At 61.9% G+C, this 23,617-nt stretch carries 27 protein-coding genes and 1 tRNA gene; 20 read left to right on the plus strand and 8 right to left on the minus strand.

Annotation, left to right across the window (positions count from 1 at the left end; genetic code table 11):
* Positions 1-21 precede the first annotated feature (21 nt).
* On the minus strand, positions 22-1,719 hold the full coding sequence (locus ACEN84_RS10165; RefSeq protein WP_413710778.1) for a hypothetical protein: 1,698 nt from the start codon (positions 1,717-1,719) through the stop codon (positions 22-24).
* Positions 1,720-1,805: 86 nt separating this feature from the next.
* Positions 1,806-1,892 (minus strand) — tRNA-Leu (locus ACEN84_RS10170).
* A 193-nt stretch (positions 1,893-2,085) separates the two neighbouring features.
* Here ACEN84_RS10170 and ACEN84_RS10175 point away from each other — a divergent pair.
* Entirely contained in the window at positions 2,086-2,508 is a 423-nt protein-coding gene (locus ACEN84_RS10175; protein WP_413710779.1) for a BA14K family protein, read from the plus strand.
* Between the two features lie 3 nt (positions 2,509-2,511).
* Here ACEN84_RS10175 and ACEN84_RS10180 read toward each other — a convergent pair whose 3' ends face one another.
* The gene (locus tag ACEN84_RS10180; RefSeq protein ID WP_413710780.1) at positions 2,512-2,805 is read right to left on the minus strand and encodes a SelT/SelW/SelH family protein; all 294 of its coding nucleotides are present in this window, start codon (positions 2,803-2,805) and stop codon (positions 2,512-2,514) included.
* Positions 2,806-2,924: 119 nt separating this feature from the next.
* Here ACEN84_RS10180 and ACEN84_RS10185 point away from each other — a divergent pair, with 119 nt between their 5' ends.
* From ACEN84_RS10185 to ACEN84_RS10195, 3 genes are read left to right on the plus strand one after another with little or no spacing between them, the layout of a single operon-like run.
* Positions 2,925-3,671, plus strand: coding sequence for a type 1 glutamine amidotransferase (locus ACEN84_RS10185; protein WP_413711290.1), 747 nt, complete (start codon positions 2,925-2,927; stop codon positions 3,669-3,671).
* Positions 3,672-3,673: 2 nt separating this feature from the next.
* Positions 3,674-4,228: a sugar O-acetyltransferase gene (locus ACEN84_RS10190; RefSeq protein ID WP_413710781.1), complete on the plus strand. Its 555-nt coding sequence runs from the start codon at positions 3,674-3,676 to the stop codon at positions 4,226-4,228.
* Between the two features lie 53 nt (positions 4,229-4,281).
* Positions 4,282-4,740: a GFA family protein gene (locus ACEN84_RS10195; protein ID WP_413710782.1), complete on the plus strand. Its 459-nt coding sequence runs from the start codon at positions 4,282-4,284 to the stop codon at positions 4,738-4,740.
* Here ACEN84_RS10195 and ACEN84_RS10200 read toward each other — a convergent pair.
* Together ACEN84_RS10200 and lepA are read right to left on the minus strand one after the other, a co-directional pair.
* Positions 4,737-4,928: a type II toxin-antitoxin system CcdA family antitoxin gene (locus ACEN84_RS10200; protein ID WP_413710783.1), complete on the minus strand. Its 192-nt coding sequence runs from the start codon at positions 4,926-4,928 to the stop codon at positions 4,737-4,739. The two genes, ACEN84_RS10195 and ACEN84_RS10200, sit on opposite strands and share 4 nt — an antisense overlap.
* Before the next feature lie 134 nt (positions 4,929-5,062).
* A complete protein-coding gene (gene lepA / locus ACEN84_RS10205) occupies positions 5,063-6,895 on the minus strand; it encodes a translation elongation factor 4 (RefSeq protein WP_413710784.1) in 1,833 nt (610 codons plus the stop codon).
* Between the two features lie 129 nt (positions 6,896-7,024).
* Between lepA and ACEN84_RS10210 the strand changes: the two genes are divergently transcribed.
* The 5 genes from ACEN84_RS10210 (at position 7,025) to ACEN84_RS10230 (ending at position 10,806) form a co-directional block, all read left to right on the plus strand.
* Complete coding sequence (locus ACEN84_RS10210; protein WP_413710785.1) at positions 7,025-7,594, plus strand: helix-turn-helix domain-containing protein; 570 nt, start codon at positions 7,025-7,027, stop codon at positions 7,592-7,594.
* A 17-nt stretch (positions 7,595-7,611) separates the two neighbouring features.
* Positions 7,612-8,133 (plus strand): N-acetyltransferase family protein, encoded by a 522-nt coding sequence (locus ACEN84_RS10215; protein WP_413710786.1) that lies wholly within the window; start codon positions 7,612-7,614, stop codon positions 8,131-8,133.
* A gap of 71 nt (positions 8,134-8,204) precedes the next feature.
* Complete coding sequence (locus tag ACEN84_RS10220) at positions 8,205-9,230, plus strand: histone deacetylase family protein (protein WP_413710787.1); 1,026 nt, start codon at positions 8,205-8,207, stop codon at positions 9,228-9,230.
* 5 nt (positions 9,231-9,235) lie between these two features.
* A complete protein-coding gene (gene recX, locus ACEN84_RS10225) occupies positions 9,236-9,790 on the plus strand; it encodes a recombination regulator RecX (protein WP_199625963.1) in 555 nt (184 codons plus the stop codon).
* Between the two features lie 122 nt (positions 9,791-9,912).
* Positions 9,913-10,806, plus strand: coding sequence for an EamA family transporter (locus ACEN84_RS10230; RefSeq protein WP_413710788.1), 894 nt, complete (start codon positions 9,913-9,915; stop codon positions 10,804-10,806).
* Here the strand turns inward: ACEN84_RS10230 and ACEN84_RS10235 are convergent, their stop codons facing one another.
* The gene (locus ACEN84_RS10235) at positions 10,807-11,274 is read right to left on the minus strand and encodes a group III truncated hemoglobin (protein ID WP_413710789.1); all 468 of its coding nucleotides are present in this window, start codon (positions 11,272-11,274) and stop codon (positions 10,807-10,809) included.
* A gap of 178 nt (positions 11,275-11,452) precedes the next feature.
* Here ACEN84_RS10235 and mbfA point away from each other — a divergent pair, with 178 nt between their 5' ends.
* Entirely contained in the window at positions 11,453-12,436 is a 984-nt protein-coding gene (gene mbfA, locus ACEN84_RS10240; RefSeq protein WP_130279302.1) for an iron exporter MbfA, read from the plus strand.
* A gap of 65 nt (positions 12,437-12,501) precedes the next feature.
* On the opposite strand, the gene ACEN84_RS10245 is transcribed toward mbfA, so the two are convergent.
* Entirely contained in the window at positions 12,502-13,101 is a 600-nt protein-coding gene (locus tag ACEN84_RS10245; RefSeq protein ID WP_112713965.1) for a transglutaminase-like cysteine peptidase, read from the minus strand.
* A 182-nt stretch (positions 13,102-13,283) separates the two neighbouring features.
* On the minus strand, positions 13,284-14,087 hold the full coding sequence (locus ACEN84_RS10250; RefSeq protein WP_413710790.1) for an alpha/beta hydrolase: 804 nt from the start codon (positions 14,085-14,087) through the stop codon (positions 13,284-13,286).
* Between the two features lie 170 nt (positions 14,088-14,257).
* On the opposite strand from ACEN84_RS10250, the gene infC reads away from it, so the two are divergent.
* The 10 genes from infC to pheT all read left to right on the plus strand — a co-directional run bounded on the left by infC (position 14,258) and on the right by pheT (position 23,577).
* Entirely contained in the window at positions 14,258-14,794 is a 537-nt protein-coding gene (infC, locus tag ACEN84_RS10255) for a translation initiation factor IF-3 (protein WP_112714396.1), read from the plus strand.
* A gap of 154 nt (positions 14,795-14,948) precedes the next feature.
* On the plus strand, positions 14,949-15,515 hold the full coding sequence (locus ACEN84_RS10260; protein ID WP_413710791.1) for a hypothetical protein: 567 nt from the start codon (positions 14,949-14,951) through the stop codon (positions 15,513-15,515).
* Between the two features lie 147 nt (positions 15,516-15,662).
* Positions 15,663-16,193: a hypothetical protein gene (locus ACEN84_RS10265; RefSeq protein WP_130279299.1), complete on the plus strand. Its 531-nt coding sequence runs from the start codon at positions 15,663-15,665 to the stop codon at positions 16,191-16,193.
* 3 nt (positions 16,194-16,196) lie between these two features.
* A complete protein-coding gene (locus ACEN84_RS10270; protein ID WP_112713957.1) occupies positions 16,197-16,862 on the plus strand; it encodes a response regulator transcription factor in 666 nt (221 codons plus the stop codon).
* Positions 16,859-18,250, plus strand: coding sequence for an ATP-binding protein (locus ACEN84_RS10275; RefSeq protein ID WP_413710792.1), 1,392 nt, complete (start codon positions 16,859-16,861; stop codon positions 18,248-18,250). The genes ACEN84_RS10270 and ACEN84_RS10275 overlap by 4 nt, the downstream gene beginning before the upstream one ends.
* 197 nt (positions 18,251-18,447) lie before the next feature.
* Entirely contained in the window at positions 18,448-18,651 is a 204-nt protein-coding gene (rpmI, locus tag ACEN84_RS10280; protein ID WP_056816455.1) for a 50S ribosomal protein L35, read from the plus strand.
* 40 nt (positions 18,652-18,691) lie between these two features.
* Positions 18,692-19,096 carry a 50S ribosomal protein L20 gene (gene rplT / locus ACEN84_RS10285; protein WP_112713953.1) on the plus strand — a complete coding sequence of 135 codons (405 nt, stop codon included), beginning with the start codon at positions 18,692-18,694 and terminating at the stop codon, positions 19,094-19,096.
* A 99-nt stretch (positions 19,097-19,195) separates the two neighbouring features.
* Positions 19,196-20,014, plus strand: a complete 819-nt coding sequence (locus tag ACEN84_RS10290; RefSeq protein WP_413710793.1) for a serine/threonine protein phosphatase — start codon at positions 19,196-19,198, stop codon at positions 20,012-20,014.
* Positions 20,015-20,043: 29 nt separating this feature from the next.
* Positions 20,044-21,126: a phenylalanine--tRNA ligase subunit alpha gene (gene pheS, locus ACEN84_RS10295; RefSeq protein ID WP_413710794.1), complete on the plus strand. Its 1,083-nt coding sequence runs from the start codon at positions 20,044-20,046 to the stop codon at positions 21,124-21,126.
* 15 nt (positions 21,127-21,141) lie between these two features.
* On the plus strand, positions 21,142-23,577 hold the full coding sequence (gene pheT / locus ACEN84_RS10300; protein ID WP_413710795.1) for a phenylalanine--tRNA ligase subunit beta: 2,436 nt from the start codon (positions 21,142-21,144) through the stop codon (positions 23,575-23,577).
* Positions 23,578-23,617: the final 40 nt, after the last annotated feature.

Here is a 23,617-nt window from a genome sequence, read left to right on the forward strand (position 1 = left end):
TTCCCAGTCCACTCGTTACGGCTACACCGCTACCTCAGAACTGCGCGCGCTGTCGGCAAGGGCCATAAGATCCAGCTGAGAGATGGCTTGCAGCATGTCGGACGTTTCGGCCTTATAGTAACCACCGGCGTCGCTCGCTGCAGCGTGACCCTGAATAGCGTCCACGAGGCGATCACTGCATTTCGAGCGACGCTGCAATTCTACCTTATACCAATGGCGGAAGGAGTGCGTTGGGGCCTTGCGCGGGTCGGTTATACCCAAGCCGCGAACCCATTGCCCAACGCGATTGCTTACGCCCTTGGACGGATGCTTTTGATCGTCTCTAACCCGCTTGGCTGGTTTTCCCGCGCTGCCGCCGTAAAACAGTGGACCCGAGCCGCGCTTGGCGACGAACTCCAAGAAGCCGTCCTCAATGATGTCGGGGTGTAGCGGCACAGTTCGCTCGGACTCGTCGTTCTTGATAGATCCACCATCTGGCGAGGGTCCAATGTACATGCATGGGTGCCCGTTATCATCTTTCACGATCATACTGCCCCATAGCTGTCCAATCTCAGCGACACGCGCCCCTGACTGCGCTTGCAACCAAGGTATCCAGCGAAGATGAGGTAGCGTTTCGGATCGCGCGGCACTCAATATCAAAGCTACGTCGGCCCGACTAAATGGTATCCTTCCGGTTCCCGCAACAGACTTCTGAGCGGCCTTTACGCCGTCGAACGGGTTGAAGGATATCCCGGTCGTTTCGCGGTTCTCCAGACCGAAGCGATACAGCGCATTGAAGGTCGCAAGATATGTGGTGTTGATCTTCTTCCGGCCCTCTTCAAGGAGAGAGTCCTTCCAAAGGAGTGCGTCGGTCCTCTCGACACGATGTGGGTCGTCGTGCCCCACGAACTTCTTGAACCGAGCGAGGTAGCCGCGCCACGTCGAAATCGTCGAGGCCGAACGCTTGTCCGCAACCTTCCATCTTTCGAAAAGGTCATCAAAGGTTTTGACGCGCTTATCGCTGGCTGGCCCTGTTCCGGTTGGTAGGCTTCGCTTAGGATAGTTGGCTAAGTGAACGTCAGGCGCGTAGTTGCCCTTCACGCGTTCCGAGAGGGTGTCGGTCACCCGCCGCAAGGTCTCTGGCAAACCCTCGATTAGATCAGCGTAAGACTTCTCGGAAAGCAAGACAGCGCGGGATGTCAGGAACGCATTTACGTCTATGATCCTGCGGACAACGGCCAGGGCGTTAGCTCGGCCTTGTGCGGACTGCTGGAAGACGTTTAGCTCGCATTCAGAGATCATTTCGCGCCACTCTGAAAGTTCATCCAACTCCTCGACCGAGTCGTCTTCGACCAAAATGCGATGACGTGCGGGAGGATTGTCCTCATGCTGGCGGATAAGCTCGCTGTGTATCTCGCCCAAGAGTGACATCAACTGCATATGCGAAAGGTCTTTGGGTCCATTCCGAGTCGCTTCGAAGAAAGCCTCAACATGGCGTAGGGCGACCGCATGTCGAACCTTGGCGATTGTTGATGCCGGGACTCCCAAAGAGAAGGCGACCATGTCTGAGATCGTCGCCTCGACAATGTAAATCGGGCTGTCATGGGAGGACGTTTCTGGAAGGGGAATTGTCAGCTTTTTGCCGCGTAAAACCGAAAGCAAATCGGACGGAACGCGCTTTTTAAACTGCTCGTTCTTTGTACCAGCGCGCTTCATTGGACGGGAGATCCGCATTACCATTGTGGGGCGCTCCTGTGTGACAGTGAGGAGCAGTCAACCCCTTGAAATGCTATTACTATAACGATTTCAAGGGGGACAAAAACGGATGGTGCCCAGAAGAGGACTCGAACCTCCACACCCTTTCGGGTACCAGCACCTGAAGCTGGCGCGTCTACCAATTCCGCCATCTGGGCGACGGAGAGCCATGTACGGGGGTGGCCTGCGACTGTCAACTGGCTTTTTGAAGTTTTCCTGACAGTCGGCAAAAAAGATTGTGACGATCCCCGCAGAACCGCATTCACGGCGAACTGATTGCCAGTTTTTCGGCACCTGGATTTTCTTGGAGCGCGCGTTGCCTATATAAAAGTGATGGGAAAGGAATCATCCATGTCCGCTTTGCGCAGTGCCGTGATCGCCTCCGTCGCCCTCCTCATGCCGCTTGCTGCCAAGGCAGAGCCGGCGTTCGGCCAGCTGTCGGGGCGAGGCCCGGTCGTCAACACGCAGTCGACCTATTGCGACTATCGCGGCTGCTTCGGCTTCGGGCCGCGGCAATGGCACCGCCCGGCCTATGTGCAGCCGAATTACCGGCCGCCGACGGCGAGGGGGCCGACCTATTATCAGCCGAGGACGCAGGCGCGTCCGCAGCTCACCTATGATCCGCCGCCGATTCGTACCTTGCGCCCGGCCGCCAAGGATCCGCGCATGCATGTCGAGTGGTGTCGCAATCAGTACCGGACCTACAATCCGAAAACCGATCGCTTCGTCACCTATCAGGGCATCTACCGCACCTGCAATTCGCCCTTCGACTGAACCTCAGCTTTCCAGCGAGGCGCGGTCGGTATGGCCGAGATCGCGGCCGGGCTCGATGATGTCGCGCACGCGCTGCTTCAGTTCCTTCGGTCCCGGAAACCCGCCGTCGCGCTTGCGCTCCCAGATCAGGTCGCCGCTGACGCGGATCTCGAAATTGCCGCCGGTGCCGGGAATGAGTGCCACTTCGCCGAGGCTGTCGGTAAAGGTCTGCAGCAGCTCCTGCGCCATCCAGCCGGCGCGCAGCAGCCAGTTGCACTGGGTGCAGTAGAGAATGGTGACGCGGGCCTTTTCGGACATGGGGAGTTTCCTTTCGTCTTTGCTCCGGTTTAGGGGTTTCGTCAGGAGCGCGCAATCTTGCCGCTTGCATAGCCGGTCGGCGCATGGTCACACTCGGCCATGGAATCGAGGAGAGAATGATGCGGGTCGCCGTCGTCGAGAATATGCCGAACACCCATATCGGCGCGCTGGGCACGGCCCTTGCCGAGGCTGGCGCCACGATCGACTGGTACCGTCCGTGGAGCGATGGCGCACTGCCGGCCGGCCCGGAAGCCTATGATGCGCTCGTCGTGCTCGGCGGCGAACAGAGCGCCGTCGACGACGCGGACTATCCCTATCTCCCGGCACTCGCCGCCCTGATGCGAAGCTATGGCGACGCTGAAAAATCTGTTCTCGGCATCTGCCTCGGCAGCCAGGTTCTGGCGCGCGGCTATGGCGGAGAAAACATCCTGAACGGCACCCGCGAATTCGGCTGGAAGCCTGTCGACGTTACCGGCGAGGGCCGGGCCGATCCCCTGTTCGAGGATCTCGGAGACGCTTTTCCGATTTTCGAGTGGCATTCCGACACGTTCACGCTGCCCGCCGGTTCCGTGCGGCTGGCATCGACGGAAGCCGTGCCGAACCAGTGCTTCCGGATCGGCAGGGCCGTCTACGGCGCCCAGTTTCATTTCGAGGCGGATTCGTCCGTTGTCGATCGCTGGAATGTCGAGTTTCGCGAGTTAGCCGAGGTGCTCGAGCCCGGCTGGCATGAGCGTTTCCCGCAGACATCGGCCAGATATTCCGCCGATGCCGATCGCGCCGGCCTGGCGCTCGCCCGCGCCTTCGTGCGAACGATCAGGCCCTCTGTGGCCAAGCAGGATGCTGCCGATAGCCGCCTGAGCGCCTGAGCATGGCGAGCGAAGCCGAAAAGATGGCGGCGGGCGAATGGTATTGCTGCCTGGATGCCGAGCTCGATGCTCTGCGCGTCAAGACCCGGCGCGCCGTGCATCAGCACAACACGATGCCGCCGGATGAGCGCGGCATGATGGCGCCGGCACTCAGGGCGCTCTTCCGCGAGGTCGCCGACAGCGCCTTCATCGAAGCGCCGTTCCACTGCTCCTATGGCATCAATCTCAGCCTCGGCGAGCGCGTCTATCTCAATGCCGGCTGCACTATTCTCGATTCCGGCCGTGTCAGCATCGGCAATCGCTCGATGCTTGGCCCCGGCGTGCAGATCTATTGCGCCGACCATCACAGGGATGCCGAATTGCGCAGCCAGGGCATCGAGATCGCCCGTCCGGTGACGATCGGCCGCGATGTCTGGATCGGCGGCGGCGCGATCATTCTGGCCGGCGTCACGATCGGCGATGGCGCCATTGTCGGCGCGGGTTCCGTCGTGACGAGGGATGTTGCCGCCGGCGCAACCGTCGTCGGAAACCCGGCCCGGCCGGTCAGGCGCGATTAGCGCTGGAAGCGCCGCTTTGCCGGCCTAGATCAGAAAGACAACAGGAGGATAGGATGAGCGAGAACGCGTTGCACTGGGAGGGCGGTTGCCGTTGCGGCCAGGTGCGGCTGAAGATCAGTGCCAAGCCGCTGCTGACCATGGCCTGTCACTGCACAGGCTGCCAGAAGATGTCGTCGAGCGCCTATTCGCTGAGCGCCGCCATTCCCACGGAAGGCTTCGAGGTGACCAAGGGCGAACCCGTCATCGGCGGCCTGCACGGCCCGGAGGCCCACCACTATTTCTGCCCGAACTGCATGACCTGGATGTTCACCAGGCCCGAAGGCATGGACTGGTTCGTCAACGTCCGCCCGACCATGCTCGATGATCTCGGCTGGTTCACCCCCTTCATCGAGACCTGGACGAGCGAGAAGCTTGTCTTCGCCGAGACCAGCGCCAGGCATAGCTATCCGGCGTTGCCAGAGATGGATGCCTATGAGGGATTGGTGAAGGAATATATGGCGCAGGAGATCTAGAACGTGCGGTAGCGCGCCAGTGGTAGTCCGTGCTTCTCGACGTACGCGTTCTCTTCGGCGATCGCCTCTGCATTTTCGATGAGCCAGAGCCGCCTTCGTTCTTCACGAGGAAGCGTTGCATCATCGCTTGTCGCGCGGCTTGCGATTGGTACTTCGTCCGTTTCCGGGTGCTGCTTATCTGTAGCCATGGCACAACTCGAAAACAGAATGGCGCAATCTTGCCTGACCACGAATTTATGCCGCAATCACTGACCGAGCACAACGTGGCGAAACAAAAAGGGAGGCGCGAGCCTCCCCTGTCGCACCCAGCCGAAGCGGCTGATTACTCGTCGCCCATCTTGAGTGCTGCGATAAACGCTTCCTGCGGGATTTCCACTTTGCCGAACTGGCGCATGCGCTTCTTGCCTTCCTTCTGTTTTTCCAGAAGTTTGCGCTTGCGGGTGGCGTCGCCGCCGTAGCACTTAGCCGTCACGTCTTTGCGCAGCGCCGAGATCGTCTCGCGGGCAATGACGTTGCCGCCGATCGCGGCCTGGATCGGGATCTTGAACATGTGCTTCGGGATCAGGTCTTTCAGCCGCTCGCACATGTCGCGGCCGCGCTTTTCGGCGGAGGTGCGGTGAACGAGCATCGAGAGCGCGTCGACCGGCTCGCCGTTGACGAGGATCGACAGCTTGACGAGGTTGCCCTCGCGATAGCCTGCCAGATGGTAGTCGAACGAGGCATAGCCCTTGGAGATCGACTTCAGGCGGTCGTAGAAGTCGAAGACGACTTCGTTGAGCGGCAGCTCATAGGTCACCATGGCGCGCGTACCGACATAGGTCAGTTCGGTCTGGATGCCGCGGCGGTCCTGGCAGAGCTTCAGGATGCCGCCGAGATAATCGTCGGGCGTCAGGATCGTCGCCTTGATCCACGGCTCCTGGATTTCCGAAATCTTGACCACGTCCGGCATGTCGGCGGGGTTATGCAGCTCGCGCTCCGATCCGTCAGTCATCGTCAGCTTGTAGACGACCGACGGAGCGGTGGCGATCAGGTCGAGATTGAACTCGCGCTCCAGGCGCTCCTGGATGATTTCGAGATGCAGCAGGCCGAGGAAGCCGCAGCGGAAGCCGAAGCCGAGAGCGGCGGAGGATTCCATTTCGAAGGAGAAGGACGCATCGTTGAGGCGCAGCTTGCCCATGGCAGCGCGGAGGTCCTCGAAGTCGGCCGCATCGACCGGGAAAAGGCCGCAGAAAACCACTGGCTGAGCCGGCTTGAAGCCAGGCAGCGCCTGGCCCGTCGGTCGCTTGTCTTCGGTGATCGTGTCGCCGACGCGGGTATCGGCCACTTCCTTGATCGAGGCGGTGATGAAGCCGATCTCGCCGGGGCCGAGGCTGTCGACATTGACCATCTTCGGGGTCAGTACGCCGACGCGCTCCACCTGATACTTGGCATCAGTGCCCATCATGCGGACGGTCTGACCCTTGGTCAGCACGCCGTCGATGACGCGTACCAGAACCATGACGCCGAGATAGGTGTCGTACCAGCTGTCGACGAGCAGCGCCTTCAGCGGTGCCTTGTCGCCGCCCGGGCTCTTCGGCGCCGGCAGCTTCTGGACGATGGCTTCGAGAACATCAGGAATGCCGAGGCCGGTCTTGGCCGAAATCAGCACGGCTTCCGAGGCGTCGATGCCGATCACTTCCTCGATCTGTTCCTTGATGCGGTCGGGCTCGGCCGCCGGCAGGTCGATCTTGTTGAGGACGGTGACGAGCTCGTGGTTGTTGTCGATCGCCTGATAGACGTTGGCAAGCGTCTGTGCCTCGACGCCCTGCGACGCGTCGACGACCAGAAGCGAGCCTTCGCAGGCCGACAGCGAGCGCGAGACTTCGTAGGCGAAGTCGACGTGGCCGGGCGTGTCGATCAGGTTCAGGATATAGGTATCGCCATCCTTGGCCTTGTAGTGCAGACGCACGGTCTGGGCCTTGATGGTGATGCCGCGCTCGCGCTCGATATCCATATTGTCCAGAACCTGCTCGGACATCTCGCGCTCGGCAAGGCCGCCCGTCGTCTGGATCAGGCGGTCGGCAAGCGTCGATTTGCCGTGGTCGATATGGGCCACGATCGAGAAATTGCGGATATGGGAAAGCGGAGTCGTCGAATTGGTGCTCATGGGCGCCATATAGCAGCGCCTTCCCCTGACGCATAGGGGAAAAGCAGGACTTTGTTTAGGATAAGTTGCGCCGCAGAATGCCTCTTGATTCCATCATTAGATCCTGTATTTCTCTTATAGTAGAAATTTGGAGATCGAATGGAAGACGAACTCGAAGCCGCGATCGGCGCCAGAATCCGCAAGCTCCGGCTGGAAAAGGGGCTGACGCTGGATGATCTCGCCACCAGCTCCGGCGTCAGCCGGGCGATGATCTCGCGCATCGAGCGCGCCGAGGCGAGCCCGACGGCATCGCTGCTGGCGCGGGTCTGCGCCGCGCTTGGCCTGTCGCTCTCGACCTTCTTCGCCGGGCAGGACGAAGATGCCTCGCCTCTCGCCCGCCGCCACGAGCAGCAGGTCTGGCGCGATCCGGAGACCGGTTATGTCAGGCGCTCCGTCTCGCCGCCCGGCACCGCTTCGGAGGTCGATATCGTCGATGTCGAGTTTCCGCCCGGCGCCCGCGTCAGCTTCCCGCCCCATGCCGCAAGCGATGGCATGACCCAGCATATCTGGGTGTTCGAAGGCGAAATGGAGATGACGGCGGGCGAGAAGGTTCACCACCTCTTCGCCGGCGACTGCCTCTTCATGCCTGTCGGCGAGGGTCACGTCTTCCACAATCCCACCAGCAAGCCCGCTCGCTATTGCGTCGTGCTCAGCCGCAGCACGCGGTGATGTCTCAGGAGAATACCATGCCCGCCATCCGCATCTTGAACGCCACTGAGGCCCGCGCCGCCATTCCCGATCTCTGCGAGGTGCTCGCCGATTGCGTCGAAGGCGGTGCCTCCGTCGGCTTCATGCAGCCCTACACCGCGGCCGATGCGCTGCCCTACTGGCAAGGCGTCGTGGAGTCCGTCGAGGCCGGAGCCAATCTGCTTGCCATCGCCGAAATCGACGGCCGCGTGGTCGGCACCGTCCAGGTCGGCTTCGCCTCCATGCCCAACCAACCGCATCGCGGCGACCTGAAGAAGCTGCTCGTCCACCGCTCCGCCCGCGGCAAGGGCATCGCGCGGCTCTTGATGGCGGCGATCGAACAGGAAGCGGCCCGCCACGGCAAGCATCTGCTGGTGCTCGACACGGCAACCGGCAGCGATGCCGAAGCCATTTACCCCCGCCTCGGCTGGGAACGCGCCGGCGTTATCCCGGATTATGCCCTCTGGCCCGACGGCGGCTACTGCGCCACGACGCTGTTTTATAAACGGGTCGCTGCGTGAGGCGCTGAAGCCATTGACGAATCGGCGCTTCGCCGCGCCTTATCCGGACAACGAACAGGGGATACCGCACGATGCGCGTCATTTATTCCGAAGATCACAAGCTGCGTGACGCGAAGACCGAGCTGCATAATGGGCAGCTGGTCACGCCCTTCGAAGGGCCGTTTCGTGCGGAGTGGATTCTCGATGCCGTGCAGGCTGCCGGTTTTGCCGATGTCGTGGCGCCCGAGCGTCATGGTCTCGAAACCGCGATGAAGGTCCACGACCGCGGCTATCTCGAATTCCTGTCGAAGGCCTGGGACATGTGGAAGGCGACGGGTGCGGCAGGCGAGGCGATCCCGACATCCTTTCCGGTTCGCCGTTCCACGCTCCGGATTCCCAACGATATTGACGCGCTGCTCGGCTATTATGCCAATGCTGCCGAAACGGCGATTACCGACGGTACCTATCAGGCGGCTGTCGCCTCGATGCAATGTGCGGTCACCGGCGTCGACTGGCTGAATGCTGGAAACCGTTTTGCCTTTTCGCTCTGCCGCCCGCCCGGCCATCATGCCGGTATCGATCTCTTCGGCGGCTATTGCTTCATCAACAATGCCGCGGTCGCGGCTCAACGCCTGCTTGATCTCGGCACGAAGAAGGTGGCGATCCTCGACGTCGATTTCCATCATGGCAATGGCACGCAGGATATCACCTACCGCCGCGGCGACATCTTCTTCGCCTCGCTGCATGGTGAACCGGCCGATGCCTTCCCGTATTTCTGGGGTTATGCCGATGAAACCGGCGAGGGTGCCGGAGAGGGCAGCAATGCCAATTATCCGCTGCCGCGCGGAACGGCCTGGAGCGAATGGGCGGCAGCCCTCTCGGATTCGCTCACCCGCATCAAGGCTTTCGGCGCCGAGGCGATCGTCGTGTCGCTCGGTGTCGATACGTTCGAGCGCGATCCGATTTCCTTCTTCAAGCTGAATTCCGATGACTTCACCCGCATGGGCGCGATGATCGCCGCATCCGGTCTGCCGGTGCTGGCCTGCATGGAGGGGGGCTATGGCGTGCCCGAGATCGGCCTCAACGTCGCCAATGTCTTGAAGGGCCTGGAGGCTTAGCCGGCTTGGACGAGGAAACGCCAGCATCCGATATTCCGACGCCGCGCATGTTTTCATGGGCGCGCAATTCGGCGATCTATCGGCTCGAACGGCGCATGCATACGGAAAAGCAGCTCTACGACGCGATCGCCCGAAAGGCGCGCGAGAAGTTCGAGGATATCAGCGAGGCGCAGGTCAAGGCGCTCGCCGATTCCGCCGTCAAGTTCGCTTATGACAACAAGGCGATCGACGACACCGCCTATGCCGAGATCGGAACGCGCTCGGGCATGCGCAGCGGCAAGTCGAAGCGCGCCATCGCCCAGAAACTGTCGCAGAAGGGCGTCGCCAAGGCGACGGTGGCGGCGGCCGTAGCCGAAGCCGACGATTTCTATGCCGCGCTGGTTCTCGCCCGCAAACGCGCCTTCGGGCCATTCCGCAAATGCGAGCTCGACGAGAAGCGCCAGACGAAGGAACTCTCGGCTTTCGCCCGCGCCGGCTTCAGCTTCGAGCTCGGCAAGCGGATTTTCGCCATGCAGCGGGAAGAGGCCGAGGAAGCGCTCGACGAACGGCGCCACCTCTAGGACCGATCGACATTCAGTCGATTGGCCCTAGCCATCAAGTCCGCTGACCCTTTCCATCAGAAGTTTGAATTTGTCCCGCGCGCACTGCCGCCGTAAGCAGGGCGGAAATGGGGAGAGGGATCATGGGCGCACAGCCTGACAATACGGTGGTGAATGGCGGCGAGGCGGCTCCGTCATCGGGAAGCGTCGCATCGGGCGCTTTGATGTGCCTGCTCTCCATGTCGTCGATCCAGTTCGGTGCAGCCCTTTCCGCGCCCGCAATCGCCGCCTACGGCCCGGCCGGTGCATCTTGGCTGCGTCTCGTCTTTGCGGCGCTGATCCTCGCGCTGGTCGTCCGTCCACCGGTTCTCAGATATAGCCGCGAACAGTGGATCAGTGCGCTCGTCCTCGGCACGACGACCGCGCTGATGACCATCTCCTTTTTCGCCTCGATCCAGCGCATCCCGCTCGGCCTTGCCGTGGCGATCGATTTTCTGGGGCCTCTCTCGGTGGCAACCTTCGGCTACGGGCTGACGCGCCGCCTGATCTGGCCGGTCATTGCGGCCGCGGGCGTTCTGTTTCTGGCTTATGACGGCGAGGGCTGGGTGGGCAACCTGCCCGGCGTCCTCTTCGCCGCCGGGGCCGGAACGGGCTGGGCGATCTATATCCTGCTGACGAAAAAGGTCGGCGCCGCCTTTAAGGGGCTGGAGGGACTGTCGATGTCTCTCCTTGTTGCCGCCGTCGTCGCAACGCCGTTCGGTTTCATGGGTGCCGTGCCGAAGCTCGATGGCTTCGGGTTGATCGAGATGGCAGGCCTCGCCATCCTCGTGCCGCTGCTGCCCTATACGCTTGAAATGATCGCGCTGCGGCGCATGCCGACTGCGTCCTTCGGCATTCTGATGAGCCTCGAGCCGGCGATTGGTGCCCTGGCAGGCTTCGTCATCCTGACGCAGCCGATGACGCTGCTGCAGATGATGGGAACGGCGCTCGTCGTTGCCGCAAGCGCCGGCGCCACCTTTATGTCGGCCAAGAGCTGATCAGGCCCGTTTCAGGCTCAGATCGTCGATCGCCGGATTGTAGAACAGCGACAGCGTCAGGCTGCGCGCAATACGCTCCGCCGTCGCCATGAACCAGGCCTTCGCCTCCGGGTTCGGCGCGATATCGTCGAGCGTCGCGGAAAACAGCGCCAGCCATTTCGGAAAGAGTTCCGGCGTCATGTTGGCGACGCCGACATGCGCCTGTACCGGCTTTCCGCCGTAAGCGCCGCTGCGGAAGGCGACCGAGGACCAGAAGCTCTTCATCTTTTCCATATGCTCCGGCCAGCGGCCCGAAAGCCGCGCGTCGAAAACCGGCCCGAGTTCCGGATGCTCCAGAACGCGGCCATAGAACGTATCGACCAGCTTGCTGACGAAGGCCTCGTCGATACCGATCGCCTTCATATCCGCTTCCGCGCGCTCGCGGATTGCCGCGACATGTGCAGCGCGGCCCTGCAATTCATTGCTCATCTCAGAAACCACCCCGGCTCTGCCGCATCTGCGGCGCCCTTCATATAGGCGTTGCAACCGCGAGACTAAAGCAGGGAAGGCCCGGTTGCGGCAATCTGTCAAATCCCGCCCCTCCAGCCTTGACCGGTGGGTCGTAGCACTTTAGATTTAGAATAATTCTAAGTTATGGAGCATTGCCATGCTGGCGCGCCTTTTCAGATCGCAGAAGCGTTCTTTTAAATCATTGTCGGAACAGGAAATTCTGGCACTCGCCATCGCCTCGGAAGAAGACGATGCCCGCATCTATCTCGCCTATGCCGACCAGCTGAGGGATCAGTTTCCCGCCAGCGCCAAGGTTTTCGAGGATATGGCCGAGGTCGAGAGTACCCATCGCAAGTCGCTGATCGAGATCCACCGCCAGCGTTTCGGCGAGCGTATCCCGCTGATCCGCCGCGAACACGTCCAGGGCTTCTACGATCGCAAGCCCGACTGGTTGCGCAAGAACCTGACACTTGATGCCATGCGCCAGGAAACCGAGGCGATGGAAGAGCAGGCCTACCGCTTCTACGTTGAGGCAGCAAAGCAGACATCGGATGCGTCGACGCGCCAGCTTCTCGGCGATCTGGCGCTGGCCGAACAGGGCCACGAAGACATCGCCCGTATGCTCGGCGATAAGCACACGCCCGACAGCGTCAAGGAAGAGGAAAACGAGGGCGCCCGCCGCCAGTTCGTGCTGACCTATGTGCAGCCCGGTCTTGCCGGCCTGATGGACGGCTCGGTCTCGACGCTGGCGCCGATCTTCGCCGCTGCCTTCGCGACGCAGGATACCTGGCAGACCTTCCTGGTCGGTCTCTCGGCCTCCGTCGGCGCCGGTATCTCGATGGGCTTTACCGAAGCGGCGCATGACGACGGCAAGATTTCCGGCCGCGGTTCGCCGATCAAGCGCGGCCTGGCCTGCGGCATCATGACGGCGCTCGGCGGCCTCGGCCACGCGCTGCCCTATCTCATCCCGCATTTCTGGACCGCGACCATCACCGCCGCCGTCGTCGTCTTCTTCGAGCTTTGGGCAATCGCCTTCATCCAGAACAAGTATATGGAAACGCCGTTCCTGAGGGCCGCTTTCCAGGTCGTCGTCGGTGGCGGCCTCGTGCTCGGCGCCGGCATCCTGATCGGCAACGGCTGAACGAACTAAACCGTGAAACGAAAAAAGGCCGGCAAATGCCGGCCTTTTTGCTGAAATCGGTCTGCTTACTGCAGGGCCCCGACGAGAACGTCGCGGCCGTTCTCGATGGTGACCCAGCGCCCGGCATTGTAGCTCGACTGGCGCTTGATGAAGGAATAGTTGGTGTCGAACCACGGCTTCACATTGGTCGCGAGGTTGTCGAGGATGAAGTCGCCTTCGGTGGTACGCAGCGTCAGCACGGCATGGCCTTCGCCGTCAGGCTTGCGCACGACGGTCATCAGAAGGTTTGCCGGCGAGAAGCCGCGCTGGATCAGGATGCGGCGCTTCAGCAGCGCATAGTCTTCGCAGTCGCCGGCTGTCGTCGGATAGGCCCAGACCTCGTCCTTGCCGTAGATTTCCTTGTCGGTCATCGGCTTGATCGTGGTGTTGACGGTCGTGTTGACGGAGCGCACCAGCGTCCACTGGTCGGGCGTCATCTGCATGGTCGCCGTATTGCGGTTGGGGCCGCATTCATCGCGATGAATCTGACAGAAATCGTAATGACCGATTGGCTGCGATGTCGCTCCACCCGTCACCATGGACAGGTTGGAAGTCGAAGCCGGCAAGGCGGCCGAAGACATCGCTAGCATGGCCATCATGGCCACGAGGTAACCCTTGATACGCACGCCCGTATTCCCTGCATCGCCCTTGTATTTATTAACAAAGAGTTAACGGGGAGGGGGCTCAGGAGTCAATCGTTACTTCTTGGTAGGGAATTACAACTCTCGGACATGGTTAAAATGCCACAGAAGGCGGGCTTGCGTGGCGCTCTCTCAACCGGAGATACTATTAGAACGTTCGAACGGACCTATTGACGGACGAGCGCCGTCACCGCAGCGAGCATCCGCTCGATATCCTGCGACCGCGAAAGGCGGTGATCGCCATCGCGCACAAAGGTCAGCACCACGTCGTCGGACGGCAGGTGCTCGATCAGTTTCATCGCATGCGCATAGGGTACATCCGGGTCCTTCATGCCCTGCAGGATATGCACTGGGCATCCCGTTTCGATGATCCCCGTCAGCACCTGGTTGGCGCGCCCGTCGTCGATCAGCGCCCGCGTATAGATATTGGGTTCGGCGCTGTATTCCGACTTCTCTTCGAAATAGCCGCGCTCTTCCAGCGAAGCCCGTTCCTTCTTTGTCAGGTGCGGCTCGATCAGATCGGAGGTGAAGTCGGGGGCGGGGGCGATCAGCACCATGCCGTCGAGCTTCGGTCCATCGGCATGCTTGCCGAGTTCCTGCGCCAGCCGCAGGGCGATCCAGCCGCCCATCGACGATCCGACGACGATGATGCGTTTCGGATTGGCATGACGGACGACGGCCAGCGCCTCCTCGAGCCAGCGCGAGATCGTGCCGTCCCGGAATTCGCCGCCGGAAAGCCCGTGCCCCGAATAGTCGAGACGCAGGCAGGCCAGGCCCATTTCGGCCGCCAGGCGGTCGAGTTCGATCGCCTTCGTGCCGCTCATGTCGGAACGGTAGCCGGAGAGCCAGACGAGCGTCGGAGCACCTTCGGCGCGGCTTGCTTCACGCAGGATGAACGCAATCTGGCGGCTCGCATCGCCATCGCCGACGGAGAGAAACTGCGGGTCGGGGGCGTTTTGCATCTCGGACATGGCGGAACTCCTATCGTTTGAGCCTATAAAACAGATTCTTGACAGGCTGACAGCAGGTGATTTTTCCGCTAAAGCGTGCTACTGACTCCGTTGCAGCGATAACGAGACCCCGTTTGTGCCCCCGTGGGAGTACGAGCTGCAACATTCAACAACTCGAGGAGAGTACGACCATTCGCAGACCCTTTAAAGCCGACGCGCCCGTTAAGGAAGGGCCGCGCTCGAACCGGGAAATTCGCATACCCCGTGTTCAGCTGATTGACGCAGAAGGACAGAACCTGGGCATCGTGCCCACCGATCAGGCCCTGAAGATGGCTGAAGAAGCCGGTCTCGACCTGGTGGAAATTTCCCCCAATGCCGAACCGCCTGTGTGCAAGATCCTTGATCTGGGCAAGCTGAAATACGCGAACCAGAAGAAGGCCGCCGAGGCGCGCAAGAAGCAGAAGATCGTCGAAGTCAAAGAAATCAAGATGCGCCCGAACATCGACACCCATGACTATGAGGTGAAGATGAAGGCGATGGGCCGCTTCTTCGAAGAAGGCGACAAGGTCAAGGTGACCCTGAAGTTCCGTGGCCGCGAAATGGCTCACCAGGAACTCGGCATGAAGCTGCTTCAGCAGGTAAAGGCCGACACGACCGAATTCGCCAAGGTCGAAGCCGAGCCCAAGCTCGAAGGCCGCCAGATGATGATGGTGCTCGCGCCCAAGTGAGCGCGGTCCATCAGGATGCATCGAAGCCGTCCGCAAGGGCGGCTTTTGTGTTTTTGGGCTTTTCTGACAGGATGCTGACAGAAGCGCTCAGCGCCCTGTCAGCGTCGCAATGCCATTCTCCTTCCATCGAAACACGGATGGAAAGGAAACGATCATGGCCCTTCGTCTTCAAAAGATCATGATGGTGTCAGCCGCGGCGCTGGCACTGGCCGCTGCTTTGCCTGCCTTGCAGCCTGCCGGATTTTCGCTCCTCTCGTCCGCCGCCTATGCCCGCGGCGGCCATGACGGTGGCAGCGGCAGTTCCGGCCGCGGCGGCAGCGACGATTCCGGCGGAGACGATCATGGCGGCAGCAGCCACGACAGTAGCGGCGGCAATAGCGGCCATGGCCGTGGCAGCGATGACTCCGGCGACGACGACAATGGTGGAGACCGCCATGGCGGCCGGTCGGCTGCCGCCGGTACCGATGACAACGGCCGCCACGGCCGCGACAATGATCGCAGTGATCGTCCCCGCGTCACCCTTTCCGTCTCAGCAACCAGCCTTCAGGGGCTGCTGAATGGCTCGCTGATCGCCGTTGACCAGCTGGGACGCCGGCTGGAAGTCGAGGTCGAAAACGAACACGGCGTTCAGACCGTCGAAGTGAAACCGCATCGCTCCGATGCCATCCTCAATCCCGGCCCGATCACGGATGTCTCCATCAGGCCCGCGGCAACGCCGTAAATGCCTGGTTCTTCCGCCCGCCCCGGAAGATCGATGCTCCGCCGCTTGCCGGCGGAGCATCAGCCGTTTGCAGATGGCGACAAGCGCCCTTGTGCAGGAGGGGCGAAGCGTTCAGTTTATCAGCCGTACATGAGGTCCGGACCAAGGATGTATTTCACCCGCCGCAGATTGACCGCTCTCTTACTGTCGGCCGCCGTCCTCCTGGCGGCCTCTGCGCCTGCCTATGAGGTGGCCGCGAAAGATGGCGGCAGTGACAGTTCGGGCAGCGGCAGCTCCGGCAGCGGTGGATCGAGCGGCTCTTCCGGCTCGGGCTCGAATTCAGGCTCCGGCAGCTCCGGTCATGACGGCGGCGATGATCACAGCGGTCATGGCGGGGGCGATGACGACGGCGGCGGAGACGATCACGGCGGCAGCGGAAGCAGCGGTAGTGGCGGCAGCTCCGGCTCTGGCCGGTCCGACTATGACCGCGCCCGCGACGCCGTTCGCGAAGGCCGCATCCTGCCCCTCAAGTCGCTGCTGCAGAAGATCGACGCCCGCCGCTATGGCCGCGTCATCGATGTCAGCCTCAGCCGCTCGCTGTTCAGCGACGTCTACCAGCTCAAGCTTCGAGACGGCAAAGGCACTATCCGAACGCTGCGCGTCGATGCACGCAGCGGCGAAGTGATCGGGGACAAGTGACCGATGAAAATCCTGCTTGCCGAAGACGACGCCAATATCGCTGTCCACCTTGCCGAAACCTTTGGCCGTGAGGGCTACCTCGTCGAGACGCTGAGCTCCGGCCCCGAAATATGGGAGCAGGGCGAAACCGGTGACTATGCAGCGATCGTGCTCGATCTCGGTCTGCCCGGCATGGATGGCCTGTCGATCCTCAAGCGCTGGCGGGCGAATGGCGTGGAAACGCCGGTTCTCGTGCTGACGGCTCGCGGCTCCTGGATGGAGCGCGTCGATGGTTTCGATGCCGGAGCCGACGATTATCTGCCCAAGCCTTTCCGCAGCGAGGAGCTGCTTGCACGTCTCCGCGCCCTGTTGCGGCGTGCCGGCCGCGTGCAGCCGCGGGTGAAATCCGCCGATCGCTTCACGCTTGACGAACATGCCCGCCGCGTCACCTTCGATGGCCGTGAACTGGATCTCAGCCCCCTCGAATATCGCATGGTCTCGTTGTTCATCGACAGGCCGGGCGCCGTGCTCACCCCTGCCGAGCTCGCCAGTCAGGTCCAGGGCCGCGACGACGATGCCGCCAAGAATGCCGTGGAGGCGATGGTGGCGCGGCTGCGCAAGAAGACCGATAGCAACGCCATAGAGACGCGCCGCGGCTTCGGCTACGTCCTGCCGGGAAAAGCGCGATGACGAAGTCGCTGCGCTTCCGTCTCGCTGCAGGAGCCTTGGTCGCCATTGCGGTTGCCCTTGCGATGGTCTGGTTCGTGCTCGGCCATCTCTTCGAGGATTATCTGGCCGACCAATATGCCAATGAGATGGCCGCGGTTTCCGATGCGCTGGGCGCCCGCCTTGCAATCGAAAACGGCGCTCTCTCATTGGTGAGCGAGCCCTCCGATCCGCGCTTTCAGACACCGGCGGGTGGGCGCTACTGGCAGATAACGCCCGATGATCCCGGTGCGCCGCCCTTGAGATCGCGATCGCTCTGGGACGAAGAACTGACCAAGGCCAGCCTTTCCAAGGATCTCTATTGCGGCTTCTACGAAGCCGAGGGACCGGATGGCGCGACGATCCTGGTGACGGTGAAGGCGATGTCGGTGGGCGAGGGCGATGCCCGCAAGAGCTTCACTATCTACACCGCCTTCTCGAAAGACGAGATGGAGAGCTCGCTCTCGAATTATCATCGTCCGCTTCAGCTGATGTTGGCCGCGACCGGTCTGCTGTTGCTCGCAGCCGCCTTCCTGCAGGGTCTGATCGGGCTGAAGCCGCTGGTGCGGCTGCGCAATGAAGTCGCAAGCATCCGCGCCGGCCGCAGCGCTCACATTGGCGCCGAGGGGCCGAGCGAGGTCCGCCCGCTCGTCAACGAAATCAATCTGCTGCTTGCCGAACGCGAAACCGCCGTCGAACGTGCCCGCTCCCGGGCAAGCGACCTAGCGCATGGATTGAAGACGCCACTGACGGTGCTGTCGCATCTCGTGGAAAGTCTACCGGAGGATAAGAGGGATACGGCCTTGCAGCAGATCGAGCTCGTCCGCCAGCGCGCCGACCGCCAGCTGCAGGCAGCGCGCATGGGCGTCGAGCGGATGGCGACGACTTCGCTTCTCGGCATTTCAGGAAAGCTTGTCAGTGTTCTTTCACCGGTTACCGACGGCAAGGGGATCGGCTGGAAGGTCGATATCGATCCCGCCCTGACGATCGAGGCGGACCCCGCGGATGTGGCCGAGGCGATGGGCAATATTCTCGACAATGCCGTCCGCTTCGCCCGCTCGCGTATCGATGTTTCCGCGGCGAAGGAGGGCGAGGCCATCATCCTGCGCGTCGGCGACGATGGCCCTGGCGCCGCACCCGAAAACTATGCGAGGATGCTGAAGCGCGGTGTCAGCGCCGATGACGCCCATGCCGGCTCGGGCCTGGGGCTTGCCATATCGGGCGATATCGCCGAAGCCTATGGCGGCAAGATCGTGCTTTCGCGGTCTGATCTTGGCGGCCTGGAAGTGGCGCTAGCCCTGCCTGCGCCGAAGAATTTGGCCCCGGCAACCGAAGCGCAAGATTCCGCAGGCCGCCCCGTTGCACTTTCATGACACTGCGGGTATAAGCGCGCGTCCGAACTGACCGGCAGGGCATGCCGTGGCAGTTTCGAATGCTTGCGGACAGGTTTCGTCACCGGTGCCGCAGATCAACAACAAACGCTCCCGCACCTTGTTGCGACGGCCGGTTTCCGGGCATCGCTTGAGGGTTTCTTTGAAACACGCAGGGAGGACAGAAACGGAGTAGCAAAATGCCCAAGATGAAGACGAAGTCTGCTGCCAAGAAGCGGTTCAAGATCACCGCAACTGGCAAGGTCAAGGCTGCCGCTGCTGGCAAGCGCCATGGCATGATCAAGCGTAGCAACAAGTTCATTCGCGATGCACGTGGCACGATGGTTCTGGCTGAACCCGATGGCCGCAAGGTCGTGAAGAACTACCTGCCGAACGGTCTCTAAGACTATTCCGCGAACGCTTTAGATTTAAGGAGATCATGAAATGGCACGTGTAAAAAGAGGCGTTACCGCCCATGCCAAGCACAAGAAGGTTCTGAAGGCAGCAAAGGGCTTTTACGGCCGCCGCAAGAACACCATCCGTACCGCAAAGGCTGCCGTTGATCGCGCCAAGCAGTACGCTTACCGCGACCGCAAGGTCAACAAGCGCAACTTCCGTGCGCTCTGGATCCAGCGTATCAACGCTGCTGTCCGCGAATTCGGCCTGACCTACGGCCGCTTCATCGACGGCCTGAACAAGGCTGGCATCGAAGTTGACCGTAAGGTTCTCTCCGACATGGCAATCCATGAGCCGGAAGCATTCGGCGCGCTCGTCAAGGCCTCCAAGAAGGCCCTCGAGTACCTCAAGGAAGCCGGTACCACGAACGAGTTTGAAGCGACGGTCAAGTAAGCCGGCGCTATCGAACTTCAGTTTCGATGTTTTCAAACCCGCGCTGGCTAGCTGGCGCGGGTTTTTATTTGTGGTTTTGACAGCGGGAGTCACGGGAACGTGGCAGATGCGATCGACAATCTGAAAGCCGGAAGCGGCCTGAGCGAGGAGGACATCCCGGTCCTGCTCGCCGCCCTGCTATCCGGCTCGCGGAGAGTGGAGCGCGTGCCCTTGTCGTGCTGTGCCGTCTGGATCAAGCGCTACGGCACCGAGCGGACCTCGCGCTGGATTGTCCTGCAGCGGATGATCGCCAATCTGATTGGCGCCCCATTCCTGCGTCCTTCTCCTGTCCTCGACGATGAGGCGATGGCCGACCGCGAAATTCGCCGCAGCAGGCAATTTTCCGACAACGGCATCCCGACGGCGCCGATTATCTACGCCTCCGGTTCGGCCGTCGTATTCGGCGATGTCGGCTTCACTGTCGGCCAGCAGCTCAAAGCGCTGGCGCGACAGGATCCCAAGGCGCATGACGAACTTCTCGTACTCTGCGCCACCGAACTCGGCCGGCTGCACGCCAAGGGCCTCTGCCACGGACGCCCGTTCCCGCGTGACATGTTCGTGAGGGACAGCCGTATCGGCTTCATGGATTTCGAGGAAGAGCCGGATAGCGTCATGCCGCTCGCAACGGCGCAGGCGCGCGACATCTGGCTGCTCTTTCTGCAGCTCGCCAGCCGCGCCCGTCTCGGCAAGGAGACCCATGATCGGGCCTTCGAGGCATGGTCCGCTGCTGCTCCGGCCGCCGCCGTTGCCGAGTTGCGCAAACTCACTGGATTTCTGGGCGCCTTTTTATGGTTAGCCCGGTTGATTGGCCGCGTTCACATGGGTAGTGATCTGCGGCAGTTCATCATGGCAACCAGCTATTTGAAACACGCTTCCTGAAGCAATTGACGCCCGCAAGGCAGGAAAAGATGACCGAACTCGAAACTCTGGAAAAGCAACTCCTGGCCGATGTCGCCGCCGCCGCGGACGAGCCTGCTATCGAAGCGGTGCGCGTTGCAGCGCTCGGCAAGAAGGGCTCCGTCTCCGAGCTCCTGAAGACGCTCGGCACCATGTCGCCGGAAGAGCGCCAGACGCGCGGCGCCGCCATCAACGCGCTGAAGACCGTTGTGACCGACGCGATCACCAGCCGCAAGGCGGACCTGAAGCGCGTGGCGATCGACGCCCGCCTGAAGGCCGAGACGGTCGATGTCAGCCTGCCGGTCCGTTCCTCGCCGGCCGAGCGCGGCCGCATCCATCCGATCAGCCAGATCGTTGATGAAATCACCGCGATCTTCGGCGACATGGGCTTCTCGATCGCCGAAGGGCCGGATGTCGAAACCGACTATTACAATTTCACGGCCCTGAACTTCCCCGAGGGCCATCCGGCCCGCGAGATGCACGACACCTTCTTCTTCAATCCGGATGAGAAGGGCGAGCGCAAGGTTCTGCGCACGCATACCTCGCCGGTCCAGGTGCGCACCATGGAAGCGCAGAAACCCCCGATCCGCATCATCATCCCGGGCAAGACCTATCGCCAGGACTCGGACGCCACGCACTCGCCGATGTTCCATCAGGTCGAGGGTCTGGTCATCGACAAGAAGGCGAATGTCGCCAACATCCGCTGGGTGCTCGAAGAGTTCTGCAAGACCTTCTTCGAGGTCGACAGCGTGACGATGCGTTTCCGTCCGTCCTTCTTCCCGTTCACGGAACCGTCCTTCGAAGTCGATATTCAGTGCGACCGCTCCGGCCCGATCGTCAAGTTCGGCGAAGGCACCGACTGGATGGAAATCCTCGGCTGCGGCATGGTCCACCCGAACGTGCTGCGCTATGGCGGCCTCGATCCGGACGAGTATCAGGGCTTTGCCTGGGGCATGGGCCTCGATCGCATCGCCATGCTGAAATACGGTATGCCGGACCTGCGCGACTTCTTCAACGCCGATGTCCGCTGGATGAACCACTATGGCTTCCGCCCGCTCGACATGCCGACGCTGTTCGGCGGTCTGAGCGCGTAAGGGAGGATTGGACCTATGAAATTCACGCTCTCCTGGCTCAAGGATCATCTGGAAACGGATGCCACGCTCGATGAAATCTGCACCCGCCTGACGGAAATCGGGCTCGAGGTCGAGGATGTCGACGACAAGGCGGCCTACAAGCCCTTCGTCATCGCCAGGGTTCTGTCGGCTGAAAAGCATCCGGAAGCCGATCGCCTGAAGGTGCTGTCGGTCGATGCCGGCCCTGACGTCAACGGCGGCAAGCCGCTGCAGATCGTCTGCGGTGCGCCGAATGCGCGCGCCGGTCTCGTCGGCGCGCTGGCACGGCCGGGCGATTATGTCCCCGGCATCGACGTGACGCTCGGCGTCGGCAAGATCCGTGGCGTCGAAAGCCACGGCATGATGTGCTCCGAAAAGGAGCTCAACATGTCCGACGATCACGACGGCATCATCGATCTGCCTGCGGATGCGCCGGTCGGAACCTCCTTCGCCGCTTACGCCCATCTTGATGATCCGGTCATCGAGATCAATCTCACGCCGAACCGTCCGGACTGCACCTCGATCTACGGTATCGCCCGCGATCTGGCCGCCTCTGGCCTCGGCACGCTGAAGACCCGCCCCGCGCCGTCTTTCGCGGTCGAAGGCGAAACCCCGGTCAAGCTGACGCTCGATCTCGATGACGAGAAGCTCTGCCCGGGCTTCGGCCTGCGCATCGTGCGTGGCGTCAAGAACGGCCCGAGCCCGAAGTGGATGCAGCAGCGGCTGCTTGCTATCGGCCTGCGTCCGATCAATTCGCTCGTCGATATCACCAACTACATGACCTTCGACCAGGGCCGTCCGATGCACGTCTTCGACGCCGCCAAGGTCAAAGGCAACCTGACGGTCCGCCGCGCCAAGGATGGCGAGACGGTGCTGGCGCTCGACCAGCGCGAATACAAGCTCAGCAGCAACAACGTCGTTATCGCCGATGAAAACGGCGTCGAGTCGATCGGCGGCATCATGGGTGGCGAACATTCTGGTTGCGACGAGAACACCGTCGACGTGCTGATCGAATCCGCGCTCTGGGATCCGATGAACATCGCGAAGTCCGGCCGTGGCCTCGGCATCATTACCGATGCCCGTTACCGCTTTGAGCGCGGCGTCGACCCGGAATACATGATCCCGGGTCTCGAACGCACCACCGAACTGGTGCTCGAACTCTGCGGTGGTAAGCCGGCTAAGGCTGAAGTCGTGGGCTACAAGGGCTACCAGCCGAAGGTGGTCGATTTCCCCTATGCGGAAGTCAAGCGCCTGACCGGCCTGGAAGTCTCTACCGAGGAAAGCAACGCTATCCTGACCCGCCTTGGCTTCAAGGTTTCGGGTTCCGGCGAGCGCGTTTCGGTTGCCGTTCCCTCATGGCGTCCTGACGTCGATGGCAAGGCCGATCTCGTCGAGGAAATCATGCGCATCCACGGCGTCGACAAGATCAAGCCGGCGCCGCTGGAAAGCCACGCGGCGGTCAACGGCCGCATCCTGACGACGCTGCAGATCCGCACCCGCGTTGCCAAGCGGGCGCTCGCTTCGCGCGGCATGCTGGAAGCCGTCACCTGGTCTTTCATTTCCGAAGATCAGGCGAAGCTGTTCGGCGGCGGTTCGCCGGCGCTGAAGCTCGCCAATCCGATCGCTGCCGAAATGTCCGACATGCGCCCCTCGCTGCTGCCGGGCCTGCTGACGGCTGCTCAGCGCAATGCGGACAAGGGCTATGGCGACGTCGCGATCTTCGAAGTCTCCGGCACCTATGAAAACGACCGGCCGGAAGGCCAGCGCCGCGTCGCCGGCGGTATCCGCCGCGGCACGGCAACGATGGCCGGTGCCGGCCGCATGTGGTCGAACGCTTCGAAGGGTGGCGGCAAGCCGGTCGACGTTTTCGAGGCCAAGGCCGATGCCCTCGCCGTGATCGAAGCCTGCGGCCTGCCGATGGGCAATATCCAGATCGAGCAGGGCGGCCCCGAATGGTATCACCCGGGCCGTTCCGGCACGATCAAGATGGGTCCGAAGGTCGTTCTCGGCTATTTCGGCGAGTTCCATCCCTCGACGCTCGAAGCGCTTGATGTCTCCGGCGCCCTCTGCGGCTTCGAAGTCTATGTCGATGCCATGCCCGAGCCGAAGAAGAAGGCGACGCGCACCAAGCCGGCGCTGGAGCTTTCGGCCTTCCAGGCGGTGAAGCGCGATTTCGCTTTCGTCGTCGACAAGTCGGTGGAAGCCGGCGCGATCCTGAAGGCCGCAAGCGGCGTCGACCGCAAGCTGATCACCGGCGTCAACGTCTTCGACATCTTCGAAGGCGCCTCGCTGGGTGAGGGCAAGAAGTCTGTGGCGATCGAAGTTCAGATCCAGCCGGTAGAACGTACGCTGACCGACGAGGATTTCGAGGCGCTGACGCAGAAGATCATCGCCAGCGTGACAAAGTTCACCGGTGGCGTGCTTCGCAGCTAGGACCATCAGAACGGAAAAGAAAAACCCGCGCTCGCCGCGG

It is taken from the genome of Rhizobium sp. Rhizsp82 (assembly GCF_047325115.1).
Lineage (GTDB): Bacteria > Pseudomonadota > Alphaproteobacteria > Rhizobiales > Rhizobiaceae > Rhizobium.

Excerpts from the sequence above, each read along its gene's own strand:
- ACEN84_RS10165 (WP_413710778.1), bottom strand. The coding sequence starts at position 1,719 with ATGGTAATGCGGATCTCCCGTCCAATGAAGCGCGCTGGTACAAAGAAC.
- ACEN84_RS10175 (WP_413710779.1), top strand. The coding sequence starts at position 2,086 with ATGTCCGCTTTGCGCAGTGCCGTGATCGCCTCCGTCGCCCTCCTCATG.
- ACEN84_RS10180 (WP_413710780.1), bottom strand. The coding sequence starts at position 2,805 with ATGTCCGAAAAGGCCCGCGTCACCATTCTCTACTGCACCCAGTGCAAC.
- ACEN84_RS10185 (WP_413711290.1), top strand. The coding sequence starts at position 2,925 with ATGCGGGTCGCCGTCGTCGAGAATATGCCGAACACCCATATCGGCGCG.
- ACEN84_RS10190 (WP_413710781.1), top strand. The coding sequence starts at position 3,674 with ATGGCGAGCGAAGCCGAAAAGATGGCGGCGGGCGAATGGTATTGCTGC.
- ACEN84_RS10195 (WP_413710782.1), top strand. The coding sequence starts at position 4,282 with ATGAGCGAGAACGCGTTGCACTGGGAGGGCGGTTGCCGTTGCGGCCAG.
- ACEN84_RS10200 (WP_413710783.1), bottom strand. The coding sequence starts at position 4,928 with ATGGCTACAGATAAGCAGCACCCGGAAACGGACGAAGTACCAATCGCA.
- lepA (WP_413710784.1), bottom strand. The coding sequence starts at position 6,895 with ATGGCGCCCATGAGCACCAATTCGACGACTCCGCTTTCCCATATCCGC.
- ACEN84_RS10210 (WP_413710785.1), top strand. The coding sequence starts at position 7,025 with ATGGAAGACGAACTCGAAGCCGCGATCGGCGCCAGAATCCGCAAGCTC.
- ACEN84_RS10215 (WP_413710786.1), top strand. The coding sequence starts at position 7,612 with ATGCCCGCCATCCGCATCTTGAACGCCACTGAGGCCCGCGCCGCCATT.
- ACEN84_RS10220 (WP_413710787.1), top strand. The coding sequence starts at position 8,205 with ATGCGCGTCATTTATTCCGAAGATCACAAGCTGCGTGACGCGAAGACC.
- ACEN84_RS10230 (WP_413710788.1), top strand. The coding sequence starts at position 9,913 with ATGGGCGCACAGCCTGACAATACGGTGGTGAATGGCGGCGAGGCGGCT.
- ACEN84_RS10235 (WP_413710789.1), bottom strand. The coding sequence starts at position 11,274 with ATGAGCAATGAATTGCAGGGCCGCGCTGCACATGTCGCGGCAATCCGC.
- mbfA (WP_130279302.1), top strand. The coding sequence starts at position 11,453 with ATGCTGGCGCGCCTTTTCAGATCGCAGAAGCGTTCTTTTAAATCATTG.
- ACEN84_RS10250 (WP_413710790.1), bottom strand. The coding sequence starts at position 14,087 with ATGTCCGAGATGCAAAACGCCCCCGACCCGCAGTTTCTCTCCGTCGGC.
- ACEN84_RS10260 (WP_413710791.1), top strand. The coding sequence starts at position 14,949 with ATGGCCCTTCGTCTTCAAAAGATCATGATGGTGTCAGCCGCGGCGCTG.
- ACEN84_RS10265 (WP_130279299.1), top strand. The coding sequence starts at position 15,663 with ATGTATTTCACCCGCCGCAGATTGACCGCTCTCTTACTGTCGGCCGCC.
- ACEN84_RS10270 (WP_112713957.1), top strand. The coding sequence starts at position 16,197 with ATGAAAATCCTGCTTGCCGAAGACGACGCCAATATCGCTGTCCACCTT.
- ACEN84_RS10275 (WP_413710792.1), top strand. The coding sequence starts at position 16,859 with ATGACGAAGTCGCTGCGCTTCCGTCTCGCTGCAGGAGCCTTGGTCGCC.
- rpmI (WP_056816455.1), top strand. The coding sequence starts at position 18,448 with ATGCCCAAGATGAAGACGAAGTCTGCTGCCAAGAAGCGGTTCAAGATC.
- rplT (WP_112713953.1), top strand. The coding sequence starts at position 18,692 with ATGGCACGTGTAAAAAGAGGCGTTACCGCCCATGCCAAGCACAAGAAG.
- pheS (WP_413710794.1), top strand. The coding sequence starts at position 20,044 with ATGACCGAACTCGAAACTCTGGAAAAGCAACTCCTGGCCGATGTCGCC.
- pheT (WP_413710795.1), top strand. The coding sequence starts at position 21,142 with ATGAAATTCACGCTCTCCTGGCTCAAGGATCATCTGGAAACGGATGCC.